This window comes from Enterococcus sp. DIV2449a, from assembly GCF_051711225.1.
GTDB classification, from domain to species: Bacteria; Bacillota; Bacilli; order Lactobacillales; family Enterococcaceae; genus Enterococcus_D; species Enterococcus_D casseliflavus.
This window is the reverse complement of the sequence record NZ_JBIOME010000001.1, coordinates 2009708-2025035: the sequence shown is the minus strand read 5'-3', so window position 1 is coordinate 2025035 and position 15328 is coordinate 2009708. Positions and strand designations below refer to the sequence as shown.

The following is a 15328-nucleotide window of genomic DNA, read 5'->3' as shown; positions in this document are numbered from 1 at the left end:
ATTAATTTCACTAATGTTTTCTTAAGAGTTGCTACAGTGGGAATTGTTTTATTAAAAAAAATACCCTTTTCACTTGTCATTTTCGAAGTTAAATGATAATTTATAAGAGTAAATGAAATTTCGATAGTACAGATTTAAACCCTGTTACATACGAAAGTGAATTTTTATATCAGAGAGGAAAGTGTGTCAAGATGGCAAAAAAACAAAAAGCACTTGATTTCCAAGCGATTTTGGAGCAAGTCAATGCGGATTTTCCAACTTACCAAGCTTTGGACAAAGACGGGAAAATTGTAAATCAAGAGTTAGTACCAGATTTAAGTGACGACGAATTAGTTGAATTGATGACTCGTATGGTATGGTCTCGTGTATTAGACCAACGCTCAACTGCGTTAAACCGTCAAGGTCGTCTAGGTTTCTTCGCGCCAACTGCTGGACAAGAAGCAAGCCAATTAGCAAGTCAATTTGCTTTTGAAAAAGAAGACGTTCTATTACCTGGTTACCGTGATGTACCACAATTGATCCAACACGGTCTGCCATTGAAAGAAGCTTTCTTATGGTCACGTGGTCACGTTGCTGGGAACCTTTACCCAGAAGATTTAAAAGCATTGCCACCACAAATCATCATCGGTGCACAATACGTCCAAGCAGCCGGCGTTGCTTTAGGATTGAAAAAACGCAATAAGAAAAATGTTGTATTCACTTATACAGGTGATGGCGGTTCTTCACAAGGGGACTTCTATGAAGCAATCAACTTTGCAGGGGCATACCATGCAAACGCTGTATTCTACATCCAAAACAATGGTTTTGCGATCTCTACACCTCGTGAAGTACAAAGTGCGGCACCAACATTGGCACAAAAAGCAGCAGCAGCTGGGATCCCTGGTATCCAAGTTGACGGTATGGATCCATTGGCAGTGTACTATGTTTCTAAAGCAGCTCGTGAATGGGCAGCAAACGGCAACGGTCCTGTATTGATTGAAACCTTGACTTACCGTTACGGTCCACATACATTGTCTGGTGATGATCCAACCCGTTACCGTTCAAAAGACATGGACAGCGAATGGCAACAAAAAGATCCATTGGTACGTTTCCGTACTTACCTAACTGAAAAAGGACTTTGGTCTGAAGAAAAAGAAGAACAAGTCATTGAACAAACAAAAGAAGAAATCAAAGCAGCGATCGCTGAAGCTGACCGCGTGCCAAAACAAAAAGTTTCAGATTTCTTGAAAAACATGTTTGAAGTTCAACCACAAAACATTAAAGAACAAATTGCAACTTACGAAGCGAAGGAGTCGAAATAGTCATGGCACAAAAAACAATGATTCAAGCAATTACAGATGCCTTAGCTGTTGAAATGGAAAATGACAAAGAGATTTTAGTCTTTGGTGAAGATGTCGGTAAAAACGGCGGGGTTTTCCGTGCAACAGAAGGTTTACAAGAAAAATTCGGCGAAGATCGTGTCTTCGATACCCCTCTTGCTGAATCTGGTATCGGCGGCTTGGCTTTCGGTTTAGCATTAGAAGGTTTCCGTCCAGTTCCAGAAATCCAATTCTTTGGTTTCGTATTTGAAACCTTTGACGAAATCGTTGGTCAAATGGCGCGTACTCGTTACCGTATGGGTGGTACACGTAATTTACCAATCACTATTCGTTCACCATTTGGTGGCGGTGTGCACACACCAGAATTGCACTCAGATAACTTGGAAGGATTGATCGCTCAATCACCTGGTATCCGTGTCGTTATTCCATCAAACCCATATGATGCAAAAGGATTATTGATTGCTTCTATCCGCAGCAATGACCCAGTTGTTTTCTTAGAGCACATGAAACTTTACCGTTCATTCCGTGAAGAAGTGCCAGAAGAAGCATACGAAGTTCCTTTAGACAAAGCAGCAGTAACTCGTGAAGGTTCTGATGTTTCCATCATCACTTATGGTGCGATGGTTCGTGAAGCAATCAAAGCTGCTGATAACTTAGCGAAAGAAAACATCAACGCTGAAATCATCGACTTGCGTACAGTTGCTCCTCTTGATGTTGAAACGATCATCAAATCAGTTGAAAAAACTGGTCGTGTGGTTGTCGTTCAAGAAGCACAAAAACAAGCAGGTGTTGGCGCTCAAGTCGTTTCTGAAATTTCTGAACGTGCGGTTCTATCACTAGAAGCTCCAATCGGACGCGTGTCTGCACCAGATACGATCTTCCCATTCGGTCAAGCTGAAAACATTTGGTTGCCAAATGCAAAAGACATCGAAGACAAAGTGAAAGAAATCGTGAACTTTTAATAGTTGAAGAAGGGAAGAATAGAAAATGGCATTTCAATTTAAATTACCGGATATCGGTGAAGGAATTGCAGAAGGCGAAATCGTAAAATGGTTCGTCAAAGCAGGGGATACCATCAATGAAGATGATACCTTACTAGAAGTTCAAAATGATAAATCAGTGGAAGAAATTCCATCTCCAGTAACAGGAACAGTGAAAAACATCGTTGTCCCTGAAGGTACAGTCGCAAACGTTGGGGATGTCCTTGTTGAGATCGATGCACCAGGACATGAAGACAACGAAGGCGATGAAGGTGTAGCAGCAGAGTCTCAAACACCAGCAAAACCAGCGGCAGAACCTACAACGGAAACGGCTGAAGCATCAGCTGGTTCTTCTGAAGGCGCAGGCGTTTTCCAATTCAAATTACCAGATATCGGTGAAGGTATTGCAGAAGGTGAAATCGTAAAATGGTTCGTTAAAGCAGGAGATACCATCAATGAAGATGATACGTTGCTTGAAGTTCAAAACGACAAATCAGTGGAAGAAATTCCATCTCCAGTAACAGGAACAGTGAAAAACATCGTTGTTGCTGAAGGAACAGTCGCAAATGTTGGGGATGTTTTAGTTGAAATCGACGCACCTGGTCACAACAGTGCGCCTGCTTCATCAAGCACATCTGCAGCAGCACCAAAAGAAAAAGTGGAAACTTCTGGTTCAGCAAGTGTTGTTGAAGCAGCAGATCCTAACAAACGCGTCTTGGCTATGCCTTCTGTACGTCAATTTGCTCGTGAAAAAGATGTTGATATTTCTCAAGTATCAGCAACAGGTAAAGGCGGCCGTGTAACAAAAGAAGACATCGAAAACTTCCTATCAGGTGGCGGACAAGCTGCAAAAGCTGAAACTCAAGCTCCTGCGAAAGAAGAAACAAAAGCTGCAGCAACTGAAAGCAAACCAGCAGCTCCAGCAAAAGCCTTCAAATCAAACTTAGGTGATTTGGAAGAACGTGTGGCCTTAACACCTACACGTAAAGCAATCGCTAAAGCGATGGTAAACAGCAAACAAACAGCACCTCATGTAACCTTGCATGATGAAGTTGAAGTAACAAACCTATGGGATAACCGTAAGAAATTCAAAGAAGTTGCTGCTGCAAACGGCACAAAACTTACTTTCTTACCATATGTTGTGAAAGCATTGACTGCAACAGTGAAAAAATTCCCTATCTTGAATGCGTCGATCGATGATGCAAAACAAGAGATCGTATACAAAAACTATTACAACATCGGTATCGCAACAGATACTGACCATGGTTTGTATGTACCAAACGTAAAAGATGCAGATCGTAAAGGCATGTTTGCTATCGCTGATGAAATCAACGAAAAAGCAAAATTTGCTCATGACGGCAAATTAGCTGCAGATGATATGCGTAACGGTACCATCACGATCAGTAACATCGGTTCAGTTGGTGGCGGCTGGTTCACACCAGTAATCAACTACCCTGAAGTAGCTATTTTGGGTGTAGGTACGATCGCGCAACAACCAATCGTAAACGCTGAAGGCGAAATCGTTGTCGGACGTGTGATGAAACTTTCATTAAGCTTCGACCACCGTATCGTTGATGGCGCAACAGCGCAACAAGCAATGAATAATATCAAACGTCTATTAGCTGATCCAGAGCTATTAATGATGGAAGGATGATTAACAAATGGTAGTTGGAGATTTTGCTGTTGAATTAGATACAGTTGTAATCGGTGCGGGACCTGGCGGCTATGTAGCTGCCATCCGCGCTGCTGAAATGGGACAAAAAGTAGCAATCATTGAAAGAGAATACATCGGCGGCGTTTGTTTAAACGTTGGTTGTATCCCTTCAAAAGCTTTGATCGCTGCAGGTCATCATTACCAAGAATCTTTGGATTCAACAATGTTTGGTGTAACAAGTGAAAATGTTTCCCTTGATTTTACCAAAACACAAGAATGGAAAGACAACAAAGTCGTTAAAACGTTAACTTCTGGTGTTGGTTTCCTATTGAAAAAACATAAAGTTGAAACAATTGAAGGAGAAGCTTTCTTCGTTGATGATCACACATTGCGTGTCATCCACCCAGATTCAGCACAAACTTACTCTTTCAACAATGCAATCATCGCAACAGGTTCTCGTCCAATTGAAATCCCTGGTTTCAAATTCGGCGGACGTGTCCTTGATTCAACTGGCGGATTGGCATTAAAAGAAGTTCCTAAAAAATTCGTTGTTATCGGTGGCGGTGTCATCGGTTCTGAACTAGGTGCAGCGTATGCAAACCTAGGTGCAGAAGTAACAATCCTTGAAGGTTCTCCTCAAATCTTGCCAACCTATGAAAAAGACATGGTCAAATTGGTTGAAGAAGACTTTGCGAAAAAAGGTGTAACAGTCGTTACCAACGCAATGGCGAAAGAAGCAATTGACAATGGCGATAGCGTAACTGTGAAATATGCCGTAGATGGTAAAGAAGAATCAGTTACTGCTGATTACGTGATGGTTACTGTTGGCCGTCGTCCAAATACTGATGACATGGGCTTGGAACAAGCAGGTGTTGAAGTAGGCGAACGCGGATTGATCACGGTTGACAAACAAGGCCGTACCAACGTATCAAACATCTACGCAATTGGTGATATCGTTCCTGGTGCTGCATTAGCACATAAAGCCAGCTACGAAGCAAAAATCGCTGCTGAAGCAATCTCTGGCAAAAAAGTTGCTGTTGATTACAAAGCGATGCCTGCAGTTGCCTTTACTGACCCAGAATTGGCTTCTGTCGGTATGACGATCAAAGATGCCAAGGATGCTGGAATTGAAGCAAAAGCATTCAAATTCCCATTCTCAGGTAACGGTCGTGCGTTATCTCTAGGAAAAACCGAAGGATTCATTCGCTTAGTAACAACGGTTGAAGACAATGTGATCATCGGTGCGCAAATTGCTGGTTTAGGAGCAAGCGATATGGTTTCAGAACTTGCTCTTGCTATTGAATCTGGCATGAACGCAGAAGATATCGCGTTAACCATCCATCCACATCCATCTCTAGGTGAGATCACAATGGATGCTGCTGAGTTAGCTCTAGGTTTACCAATCCACATTTAAGCTTTTTGAAACTCGTTCATCATTTGGTGAACGAGTTTTTTTATCACCAAAAATAAAGCGATCATAAGCTATTGACAGAATCTTCTGTAAATGATACGATGCTCTTAATATTTCAACCGTTGATGAGGAAAGTACATTGATTTGGCAAGCCTAGAGAGTCTTCGTAGGGTGCAAGAAGAACTTGTAGAATCAATCGAAAATGGCCTCAGAGGTGATCTTCTGAACTTGTACGAAAGATAAGAAGATCCGGGTGCGCCCGCTATCGCGTCAGAGTATAACGACGTTAATTTGTCGCGTACTTGCTGAGAAGCATGCTGGAAAGTCTGCTTGAATAAAGGTGGTAACACGTAAACACGTCCTTTGATATCTCGATATCAGAGGGCTTTTTTATTTGTATTATTAAGGAGGAATAGTATGACAGAAAGATTTGAGACGATTCAATTACACGGAGGACAAACACCAGATCCTACCACAGGGAGTCGCGCCGTACCCATTTATCAAACCACATCGTATGTGTTTGAGGACGCAGATCAAGCGGCAGCGAGATTTAGTCTTAGTGAGAATGGCAATATCTATACCCGTATTACCAATCCGACAACGGCTGTTCTAGAAGAACGATTAGCCCTCTTAGAAGGCGGTGTCGGTGCGTTAGCAACGGCTTCTGGCTCAGCAGCGATCACCTATGCGATTTTAAATCTTGCACAAGCAGGAGATCATATCGTTTCTGCTGCTTCAATTTATGGGGGGACCTATAATTTATTCGCTCATACGTTGCCAGATTTTGGCATCACTACAAGCTTTGTTGATAGTGAAGATCTGGCAGCACTAAAAGCAGCCATCCAAGAAAATACTAAAGCAGTTTTTCTAGAGTCTTTAGGCAATCCAGATATTGATATAGCCGACTTTAAAAAGATTGCAGCGATCGCTCATGAAGCAGGGATTCCCCTCATCATTGACAATACCTTTGCGACTCCCTATCTGTTTCGAGGATTTGAGCATGGGGCGGACATCGTCGTTTATTCCACGACAAAATACCTCGGTGGTCACGGTGCTGCTTTGGGAGGGGCCATTATCGACAGCGGCAACTTTGATTGGACAAATGGCAAATTTCCCAAGCTGGTCGATCCCGATCATAGCTACCATGGAATCTCATGGGTAGAAGCCGCTGGTAACGCTTCCTATATCACTCGGGCACGAACGATTCTTTTACGAGATACAGGCGCTGCGATTTCTCCCTTCAATTCATGGGTGTTGCTGCTAGGCATCGAGACGCTTTCGTTGCGGATGGAACGTCATGTAGAAAATGCGCAACAAGTTGCTGAATTTTTAGCCAAGCACTCGGAAGTCTCTTGGGTTCATTTCCCAACACTGCTGGACAGCCCCTATTTTGAACGGGCGCAGGAGTATTTCCCCAAAGGGACCAGTTCCGTCTTTTCCTTTGGATTAAAGGGTGGAGCAGAAGCAAGCAAAACCTTTTGTGGCGCAACCAAGCTCTTCTCTTTGCTGGCAAATGTCGGGGATGCAAAGTCCTTGATCATCCATCCAGCTTCGACGACCCATTCCCAGCTTAGCGTAGAAGAACTTGCAGCAGCCAAAATTCGTCCAGAGACGATTCGCCTATCCATTGGATTGGAAAACATCAACGATCTATTGGAAGATCTCACGCAAGCCTTCCAACAGCTCTAAATAGTTGAAGCAGTAGGAAAAGCGCAGGATACTATGCTGCGCTTTTTTGTTGTCGGTTAGTGTTTCAAATAAAACTGCGGTTTCTGTTGTTAGAAGGATAGTAAATCCATCGGTTCTATGCTATATTTAGTTGCTAAGGAATATGGATAAGGTGGGAGATGTATGCGTAATCATGCAAGTGACAAGAGGATTCGATTTTACTACACAAGTTTGCAATTTCTTTATTGGATGATGTTTTGCTCAATCTATGGCTTTGCGACCCTTTTTTTGATTTATTTCAAGGTCGATCCAGCAAAAATTGGCGGTATTTTAGCCTTAGTCAATATTGCGTCTACGATTTTGCAGCCCTTCATCAGTCAAGTCATTATCAAAAAAAGTAAAGTACCGCTGATCGTTGTCTTGAAAACGATGACAATCGGCGTGGTCGCGGTGCTCTTAGCAGGTGTGATTTTCCCTGCATTATCAATACTGACCTATGTTTTAGGAGGGATTTTGCTCGTTTCCATGCAGTCCTTTCTCAACGCCTTGGCGTTTGAATACACGAATAGCGGCAACAAAATCAATTTTGGCTTTTCTCGTGCGGGTGGGTCACTAGGATTTGCGGGGACCTCCTTTTTACTGGGGCAGCTCTTGGAGGAGTTTTCGGCAGCCCTTTTGCCAATGATCGCTATCGGGCAGGCCGTTTTGTTTCTCATTATTTTGCTTTTGCTGCCAGCGATCAAGAAGCCAGAAATGCCCGTGATGCTGACAGAACAAAGTCATTCAGGTGCCTTTTTGAAGAAATATCCTTTTCTACTCTTTCTCTTTGTCGGGTTTAGCTTTCTTTTCAGCTTCCACACGATGATCAACAGCTTTTTGGCACAAATTTTTGCCGATATTGGCGGTGGCAGTAAGGAAGTTGGCATCGCCCTGATGGTTGCGGCGTTATGCGAATTGCCAGGCATGATTTTCTTTGAACAGTTAGTGAGGATACGGTCTAGCCGTTTTTGGCTGTTGTTTTCCAGTGTTGCCTTTGCCATTCGTGGGGTGCTGATGCTGTTGATCAGCTCCATTATCTTGATGGAATTGAGCCATTTGATGCAAGGGGTTAGTTTTGCTTTGTTTATTCCAGCTTCGGCTTATTTGTTCAACCATAGTTTGGCAGATGAAGATCGGGTTTTTGGACAAACGATTATTATCATTGCTACCACGATCGGTGGCGTGATTGGCAATCTTTTGGGCGGGATGCTGATCCAAAGCTTCGGTGTTTGGGAAATGCTTTTGATTGGGACTGGGTTTGCCGTTCTAGGTGCTGCATTGACCTTTATCGGTGTGAAAAAAATCCCTAAAAGTAACAAGAAACTAGCGATCCTAAGCGAATGATCGATAGGTAGAAAAAAGAGTTGCGGCCGTATTTGCTTCGGTCGCAACTCTTTTGAATCTGATTAACGGGTACTATTTCTTTTCTAATACAGCGATAAATTCCCGCATATAGTCTGGTAGATCTGGAGGACGGCGGCTGGAAACGATATGTCCATCCGTAACCACAGGTGTATCTACCCATGTGGCTCCAGCATTTGTCATATCATCTTTGATGCCTGGTGTACTGGTGACCGTCTTGTCTTGCAAGATATTCGCAGAAATCAAGACCCAGCCTGCATGACAGATTTGACCAATGACTTTTTCGTCTTTGTCCATCGTTTGCACGAAAGAGATGACCTCTGGGAAACGTCGTAATTTATCAGGCGCCCAACCACCTGGAACTAAGATGGCATCGTAGTCATCGGCATGAATATCAGAAAAAGCATAGGCTGATTCTGCGGGTACACCGTATTTGCCAATATACGTTTTATGCGCTTCTTCACCGACTAAATCGACTTGCGCGCCTTCTTCCCGTAACCGATGGACCGGGTACCACAGTTCTAAATCTTCGAAATCATTGTCGACTAAGGCAATGATTTTTTTGTTTTCTAAACGCAAGAGAATTCCTCCTTTTTCTTGTTATTCTTACTGTAACATCATGCAAAGAGAAACACCAAAAGTATGCTTCTTAAAAAATGCCAAGAAGCTATTTTGAGAATGGTCATTCAGAGAAATGGTATTGATGTAAGCGTTGTAATCATTAGGAAAGTAAGAGATAATGAAAGAAAGCCAAAGGAGGCGAAGATGTGGAAGCATTCGTAAATGCTCGAAAATTTATTTACAAAAACGCGCGCCCTTTAGACCTTGCTCGTTGGCAGTATCATTTTGAAAATGGATCTCGCGAGGCTGTATTACAGGCGTTACAATTCTACCAAAATGAAGATGGTGGGTATGGGCATGGTTTGGAACCTGATCATTGGAATCCCAACAGTACACCGATTGCAGTGTGGGAGGCATGTCGAATTTTAAAAGAGCTTGAATGCCTTCATTCGACAAATCCACAAGTCCAAGGGATTTTAAGGTATTTAGCTAGTGGAAAAGAGTTTTCTGAAGGGAAATGGTTCAACCAAGTGCCGTCAACGGTATCCTATCCGCATGCGATTTGGTGGGAGAGTCCTGTAGGCGTGCCAGCAGACAACCCAACAGTAAGTCTAGCTGGTATGATCTTAAAAACAGGGGAAACTACCCTCTATCAAAAAGCACAAGAAATCGTCGAAACAGCAGTTGCAAGTTTCCTTAAGGAACCAACCAGTGAAATGCACACATTAGTCGTCTATCTAGAATTATTACAAGACTGTGAAGAAATCCAGTATCAGCCTGTTTTAGCAAATGAACGCTTTCGCGAGATCTTATTCCAGCAAATTCGCCATACTGTCTCAAACGAGCCAGAAGAGTGGTTCACGTCTTATGTCAGCAAACCTTCAAATTTTTTCTTTACAAGAGAGCAGCTGCTTGGGATCTTTAGTGAAGAATTATGTAAAAAAGAAGCCCAAGAAATTTTAAAATACCAACAAGAAGATGGATCATTTGTCATTCCATGGCAATGGGGAACGGATTACCCAGAGTTTTTCATAAGTAAACAGTGGTGGAAATCAATTACTATCATTAAAAATTTTTTGTTTTTGCAGGCTTTTCTAGACGAATCATTTTGAAATCGGTCATTTTCTAATAAGCAATCTCGTTGAAAGAACAAAGGAATTTCCTTCTTATTTGAGATTCATGGGTTTCAGCTTCTAAAAATCTCAATAGTTTGTATACAAGAGGTACATTCATTGCTAGGATGTACCTTTTTTGCAGCGGAGGCTCTGACCTATTTTTAATTTTGTGGTACACTGAATAAGATGAATAGGAGTGGTAATATGCGGGATTATCAATATCCTCTTGACTTAGATTGGTCGACAGATGAAATGGTCGTCGTCATGAAGATGTGGGAACGACTAGAACAAGCCTATGAAAAAGGCCTTCCTAGCAGCACGTTTCTTGAGGCGTATCAAGCCTTTAAGAAAGTCGTTCCTAGCATTGGCGAGGAACGTCGTTTAGGCAGAGAATTTGAAGAACTATCAGGCTATTCGCTATACCATACTGTGCAGGCAGCGAAAAAGACTGAGGGAAAACTAAAAATGAAAGGGTAGATCAACGAATGCATGAAATCGTTAATGAAGTTCGCCAGTGGATGATCGCTGCAGGTGAAACGATCAAAGACAATTTAAATAAAGAAAACTTAGTGGTCGAGACAAAATCAGGACGGAAAGATTTAGTGACAGAATTGGATAAAGCCACGCAAGATTTTCTGATTGGTAAGATCCAATCCTATGATCCGGATGCCAAAATTTTAGGTGAAGAAAACGGACTGGACACACTTGCCGACATGAGTGGACGGGTCTTCATCATTGATCCGATCGATGGAACGATGAATTTCGTGTTAGAAAAAGAAAACTTTTGTATCATGATCGCGATTTATGAAGAGGGCAAAGGGCGCTTTGGCTTTGTCTATAATGTCATGAAAGATGAATTCTTATGGGGTGGCCCAGAGATTGGTGTTTATAACAATGGCAAGAAGATTGAACCGCCGAAAGATATTGCCTTATCCGAGGGTCTCGTTGGCTTGAATTCACCCATGTTGATCCATAACCGCCACCACGAAACCGAGGTCAGTGACAAAGCATTAGGCATTCGTATGACTGGATGTGCTGGGGTAGAGTTGATCGCCCTCGCTAAAGGACAAAGAGCAGGCTATCTTTCTCATCTTGCACCATGGGATTATGCGCCAGGGGGCGTTTTGTTAGAAACTCTTGGATTAAAGATGGCAAACATCAAAGGAGAGCCGCCATCCTTGAATGGACGGGAATTGTTTATCGGCGGTACACCGAAAGCTTTTGAAGAATTATTGGCGATCGTCAATCAATAAGAAAGCTTGCGTACTATCTGATAATCGATGAACTGATACGCATAGAAAAAAAGGCTGGAAACTCCGTTTCCCACTCGTTGGACCTGGTGGGAGTCAACGCTGTCCTTAAGTAGCGAAAACGGTAGCCCAGCCTTTTTAGTTCGCAGTAAGTTCTTTTTGTACCAGCTTTAATGCTTCACTGACGATTTGATCCATATCTAAATACCGATAGGAGCCGAGACGTCCCCCGAATAAGACTTGCGACTGTTTCGCTGCCAGCTGTTTGTATTTTTTATACAGCTGGTTATTTTTTTCGTCATTGATTGGATAGTAGGGCTCAGCATCCGTCGTGAATGGCGCTGGATATTCCTTGGTCAGAATGGATGTGTCAGGATCACCTTGCTTATCGAAGTGTTTCCATTCCATGCTGCGCGTATAGGGAATCCGTTCATCCGTGTAATTGATCACGGGATTTCCTTGAAGGTTTGGTGATGGATGTTTGGTTGTTTCAAAACGTAACGAACGATATTCTAGAGGACCGTATCTTTGGTCAAAAAAGGCATCGATCAGCCCTGTATAGATTATTTTAGGAAAACGTGCTAAATAGGCTGCTTTTTCAGCTTCAAAGTCCGTTTTCAAACAAACATCGATCCGATCATCATCTAATAATTTCTGAAAAATCGGCGTATAGCCGCCTTCGGGAATCCCTTGAAACCGATGATTGAAATAATTGTTATCATAGGTGAAACGAATCGGCAGTCGACGAATGATAAAGCTCGGCAGCTCGCGAGGGGGCTTTCCCCATTGCTTCTGAGTATAGCCGGCAATCAGCTTACGATAAATATCGGTTCCCACTAATTGGATCGCCTGTTCTTCAAGATTTTTAGGCTTTCCTTTCACTCCAGCACTTTCAATCTGTTGAGCGATCATCGCTTGTGCCTCTGTCGGTGTTCGTACCCCCCAGAGTTGATAAAAGGTGTTCATATTAAAAGGCAAATTATAAAATTGATCTTGATAGTTCGCTAAGACTTGATTGGTAAAAGGAATGAAGTCAGCAAAGCGATGCATGTATGCCCAAATATGTTTACTATCCGTGTGGAAAATATGGGCGCCGTATTGATGAACGGTGATGCCGTCTTCTTGATAAGTATATAAGTTGCCTCCGATGTGGTCACGCTTATCGATCACTAGACAACGATGCCCTTTTCTGGCTGCTTCATGAGCAAAGATCGACCCGAATAAGCCCGCACCAACGATCAAGTACTGGTAGTTGCCAGTCTTCATGTGTTCGCTCCTCTCAGCTTTTGTTTAAGATATACAAATTCTAAGATAAAGGCTGCCACCGATCAAAGCAAGCGTTTTCTAAAAGAGTCAAAGAATCTTTATAATTGGCTGGTTATTCATGAGCAAAAAGCGACCGTTCATGAAAGGGCGCTCATTGCTTGGCGTTTCCATGATAAACTACTGCTAGTAGATTTATAGACGTATGATTTATACATAGCAGAAAGTTGGGTTTAGATGAATAGCCAAGAAAAAATCGCAGAATTAACACGTTTACAAAAGGTATTGTTTGTTTCAGGAAAAAATACTTGGGAGACACATGAGCTACCAGCGATCTGTCCATCGATTTTTATGGCAGATGGTCCGCACGGTATTCGTAAACAAATGGGAGAAGCAGATCACCTGGGGCTGAATGAAAGCGTTCCAGCAACTTGTTTTCCGCCGGCGGCAACAATTGCAAACAGCTGGGACTGTGAACTTGCTGCGAAGGTTGGTGAATGTATTGGATCAGAAGCAAAAGCGTTAGAGGTTGATGTCGTTTTGGGTCCAGGTCTGAACATCAAGCGAAATCCTAAAGGCGGGCGCAATTTTGAGTATTTCAGTGAGGACCCTTATTTGGCAGGGAAAATGGCGGCTGCAAATATCAGAGGTATTCAAGAAAACGGGACGATTGCCTGCCCGAAGCATTTTGCTGTCAATAGTCAAGAAACGAGACGAATGGCATCGGATTCCATCGTTGATGAGCGGACATTACGAGAAATGTATTTAACAAATTTTGAAATCGCCGTCACTGAAGGAAAACCTAAAAGTATCATGAGCGCCTATAATATGATCAATGGCATTTACGCCAATGAAAACAAACGCTTATTACAAGAGATTCTCCGAGATGAATGGGGATTTGCTGGCTTTGTTGTCTCCGACTGGGGCGGGGATAATGACCATGTCGAAGGGATCAGAAATGGCTGTCATTTGGCGATGCCAGGGCAAGGGATCGCTGGCGCACAAGAAATTATTGAAGCAATTGAAAGGAATCGTTTGGCTGAGTCGGAGCTTGATGTACGGGTTGCTGAACTAGCAGCGGTCTTCTCAGAGACGAAGAAGCAATCTGGAACAGATGCGATCGATTGGGCACAGCATCATACAGTCGCAAGAGAAGCAGCCAGAAGCAGCGTGGTTCTGCTTAAAAATGATGACAACTGCTTGCCTTTAAATCCTAAGCAAAAGGTTGGAATTATTGGCGATTTTGCTCAAACACCTCGGTACCAAGGTGCGGGGTCTTCGATGGTAAATGCGAAACAAGTCGAGTCGATTTTAGAAAAGATTGGCGATTATACTCCTGAAATGGCAGGTTATGCACAAGGCTATGTCCGAAAAAGTAGTAGTAAAACAGCAACAGAACAAGCAGCATTGATCGAAGAAGCTGTTTCTTTAGCAGATGACTGTGAGGTGGTGCTGGTCTTTGCCGGACTTGATGAGAGCTATGAAAGTGAAGGGATCGATCGTGAGACGTTGGCGATGCCCGCAAATCAAAATCAGTTGATTGAAAAACTTTGTCAGACGACTGCAAAAGTAATCGTTGTTTTATCGGCGGGAGGGGTTGTTGAAATGCCCTGGCTGGATAAAGCTGCTGGTGTGCTTCATGGCTACTTAGGTGGACAAGCAGGCGCTTCTGCGATGCTGGATGTGATCTTCGGTCGATATAATCCGAGCGGAAAACTAGCAGAAAGTTATCCATATTCCTATGACGACGTTTTGTTCGGTCAAGAATTCCCAGCAACAAGCCGCTTTGCCTATTACAAAGAGCGACTGTTTGTTGGCTATCGCTATTATGACACGTTTAAAAAACCAATTTTGTTTCCGTTTGGCTACGGTCTAAGTTATACGGAATTTGCTTATAGTGGTTTAATCATTGAAGAAAATCAGGTAAAATTTACAATTGAAAATGTTGGAGACAGAGATGGTGAAGAAGTAGTCCAATTGTATGTTGGTTTGAAAGAAAGTCAACTGATGCGACCGAAAAAAGAATTAAAAGGATTCAAAAAAGTAGCCTTAGCCAGTGGTGAAAAACGCACGGTCACATTGCCTTTTGATGATAAGACCTTTCGTGTTTATGACAGCCAACAAAATTGCTGGGCAGTTGAGGCAGGAGAATATACCCTATTTATTGGTGGGAATTGTGAAGAGAGCCAACTTCAAGGCACGCTTTTGATCGATCAGAAAGCCGCCACTTTACGACAAAGAACGGTGAACGAACAAGCTATTTATCCTGAGCGGATCGAACAAGCAACGCTACATGATTTTGCACAGTTTTTGAACCAACCATTACCGCAAGAATCAAGCGATCAGCCATTAGCCAAAAACAGTACTATTGCAGAGTTGCAGCAGGCAAAAAGTCCTCTAGGTCGTTTGGTTTTTCTTGTCTTGAATACCATGAGGAAGCGCAACGAAAAAAAAGGAAAATTGGATCTAAACTTATTGTTCATTTGGAACATGCCGTTTCGTGGCATCGCCAAAATGACCAATGGGATGGTCAGCATGGCAATGATCGACCAATTGTTGATTATATGCAACGGGCACTTCTTCAAAGGAAGCTTCGGGCTTTGTCGGGCATTTATCCGCAACAAAAAGCTACAAAGAAAGTATAAGAAACAACTATCGCAGCTTCACTGATGGTTTCATGTTTTTCAAAAGACAAAAATAAATCTG

The 15328-nt window shown here is 42.7% G+C and carries 12 protein-coding genes and 1 other annotated feature; of the genes, 10 read left to right on the top strand and 2 right to left on the bottom strand.

Annotated features, from left to right (window positions below):
* Positions 1–191: 191 nt before the first annotated feature.
* From pdhA to IGI76_RS09490, 6 genes are all read left to right on the top strand, one after another.
* Positions 192–1301, top strand: coding sequence for a pyruvate dehydrogenase (acetyl-transferring) E1 component subunit alpha (gene pdhA / locus IGI76_RS09515; protein ID WP_005231936.1), 1110 nt, complete (start codon positions 192–194; stop codon positions 1299–1301).
* Between the two features lie 2 nt (positions 1302–1303).
* Positions 1304–2281, top strand: coding sequence for an alpha-ketoacid dehydrogenase subunit beta (locus IGI76_RS09510; protein WP_005230047.1), 978 nt, complete (start codon positions 1304–1306; stop codon positions 2279–2281).
* Positions 2282–2306: 25 nt separating this feature from the next.
* A complete protein-coding gene (locus IGI76_RS09505) occupies positions 2307–3953 on the top strand; it encodes a dihydrolipoyllysine-residue acetyltransferase (RefSeq protein ID WP_333719249.1) in 1647 nt (548 codons plus the stop codon).
* Between the two features lie 7 nt (positions 3954–3960).
* Positions 3961–5367, top strand: a complete 1407-nt coding sequence (lpdA, locus tag IGI76_RS09500; protein WP_005230052.1) for a dihydrolipoyl dehydrogenase — start codon at positions 3961–3963, stop codon at positions 5365–5367.
* Positions 5368–5477: 110 nt separating this feature from the next.
* Positions 5478–5731, top strand: a binding site (T-box leader).
* Between the two features lie 50 nt (positions 5732–5781).
* Positions 5782–7053 (top strand): O-acetylhomoserine aminocarboxypropyltransferase/cysteine synthase family protein, encoded by a 1272-nt coding sequence (locus IGI76_RS09495; protein WP_333719247.1) that lies wholly within the window; start codon positions 5782–5784, stop codon positions 7051–7053.
* Positions 7054–7215: 162 nt separating this feature from the next.
* A complete protein-coding gene (locus IGI76_RS09490) occupies positions 7216–8415 on the top strand; it encodes an MFS transporter (RefSeq protein WP_325843841.1) in 1200 nt (399 codons plus the stop codon).
* Positions 8416–8487: 72 nt separating this feature from the next.
* Here IGI76_RS09490 and IGI76_RS09485 read toward each other — a convergent pair whose 3' ends face one another.
* A complete protein-coding gene (locus tag IGI76_RS09485) occupies positions 8488–9012 on the bottom strand; it encodes a type 1 glutamine amidotransferase domain-containing protein (protein ID WP_201689339.1) in 525 nt (174 codons plus the stop codon).
* 188 nt (positions 9013–9200) lie between these two features.
* Here IGI76_RS09485 and IGI76_RS09480 point away from each other — a divergent pair, with 188 nt between their 5' ends.
* From IGI76_RS09480 to IGI76_RS09470, 3 genes are all read left to right on the top strand, one after another.
* Positions 9201–10106 carry a hypothetical protein gene (locus IGI76_RS09480; RefSeq protein ID WP_333719246.1) on the top strand — a complete coding sequence of 302 codons (906 nt, stop codon included), beginning with the start codon at positions 9201–9203 and terminating at the stop codon, positions 10104–10106.
* A 207-nt stretch (positions 10107–10313) separates the two neighbouring features.
* The gene (locus tag IGI76_RS09475) at positions 10314–10586 is read left to right on the top strand and encodes a UPF0223 family protein (RefSeq protein WP_140966325.1); all 273 of its coding nucleotides are present in this window, start codon (positions 10314–10316) and stop codon (positions 10584–10586) included.
* Between the two features lie 8 nt (positions 10587–10594).
* A complete protein-coding gene (locus IGI76_RS09470; protein WP_333719245.1) occupies positions 10595–11362 on the top strand; it encodes an inositol monophosphatase family protein in 768 nt (255 codons plus the stop codon).
* A 135-nt stretch (positions 11363–11497) separates the two neighbouring features.
* On the opposite strand, the gene glf is transcribed toward IGI76_RS09470, so the two are convergent.
* Positions 11498–12625 carry a UDP-galactopyranose mutase gene (glf, locus tag IGI76_RS09465; RefSeq protein ID WP_333719244.1) on the bottom strand — a complete coding sequence of 376 codons (1128 nt, stop codon included), beginning with the start codon at positions 12623–12625 and terminating at the stop codon, positions 11498–11500.
* Between the two features lie 234 nt (positions 12626–12859).
* Here glf and IGI76_RS09460 point away from each other — a divergent pair, with 234 nt between their 5' ends.
* Positions 12860–15292, top strand: coding sequence for a glycoside hydrolase family 3 C-terminal domain-containing protein (locus IGI76_RS09460; RefSeq protein ID WP_333719243.1), 2433 nt, complete (start codon positions 12860–12862; stop codon positions 15290–15292).
* Positions 15293–15328 lie beyond the last annotated feature (36 nt).

Excerpts from the sequence above, each read along its gene's own strand:
- pdhA (WP_005231936.1), top strand. The coding sequence starts at position 192 with ATGGCAAAAAAACAAAAAGCACTTGATTTCCAAGCGATTTTGGAGCAA.
- lpdA (WP_005230052.1), top strand. The coding sequence starts at position 3,961 with ATGGTAGTTGGAGATTTTGCTGTTGAATTAGATACAGTTGTAATCGGT.
- IGI76_RS09510 (WP_005230047.1), top strand. The coding sequence starts at position 1,304 with ATGGCACAAAAAACAATGATTCAAGCAATTACAGATGCCTTAGCTGTT.
- IGI76_RS09475 (WP_140966325.1), top strand. The coding sequence starts at position 10,314 with ATGCGGGATTATCAATATCCTCTTGACTTAGATTGGTCGACAGATGAA.
- IGI76_RS09490 (WP_325843841.1), top strand. The coding sequence starts at position 7,216 with ATGCGTAATCATGCAAGTGACAAGAGGATTCGATTTTACTACACAAGT.
- IGI76_RS09505 (WP_333719249.1), top strand. The coding sequence starts at position 2,307 with ATGGCATTTCAATTTAAATTACCGGATATCGGTGAAGGAATTGCAGAA.
- IGI76_RS09470 (WP_333719245.1), top strand. The coding sequence starts at position 10,595 with ATGCATGAAATCGTTAATGAAGTTCGCCAGTGGATGATCGCTGCAGGT.
- IGI76_RS09495 (WP_333719247.1), top strand. The coding sequence starts at position 5,782 with ATGACAGAAAGATTTGAGACGATTCAATTACACGGAGGACAAACACCA.
- IGI76_RS09460 (WP_333719243.1), top strand. The coding sequence starts at position 12,860 with ATGAATAGCCAAGAAAAAATCGCAGAATTAACACGTTTACAAAAGGTA.
- glf (WP_333719244.1), bottom strand. The coding sequence starts at position 12,625 with ATGAAGACTGGCAACTACCAGTACTTGATCGTTGGTGCGGGCTTATTC.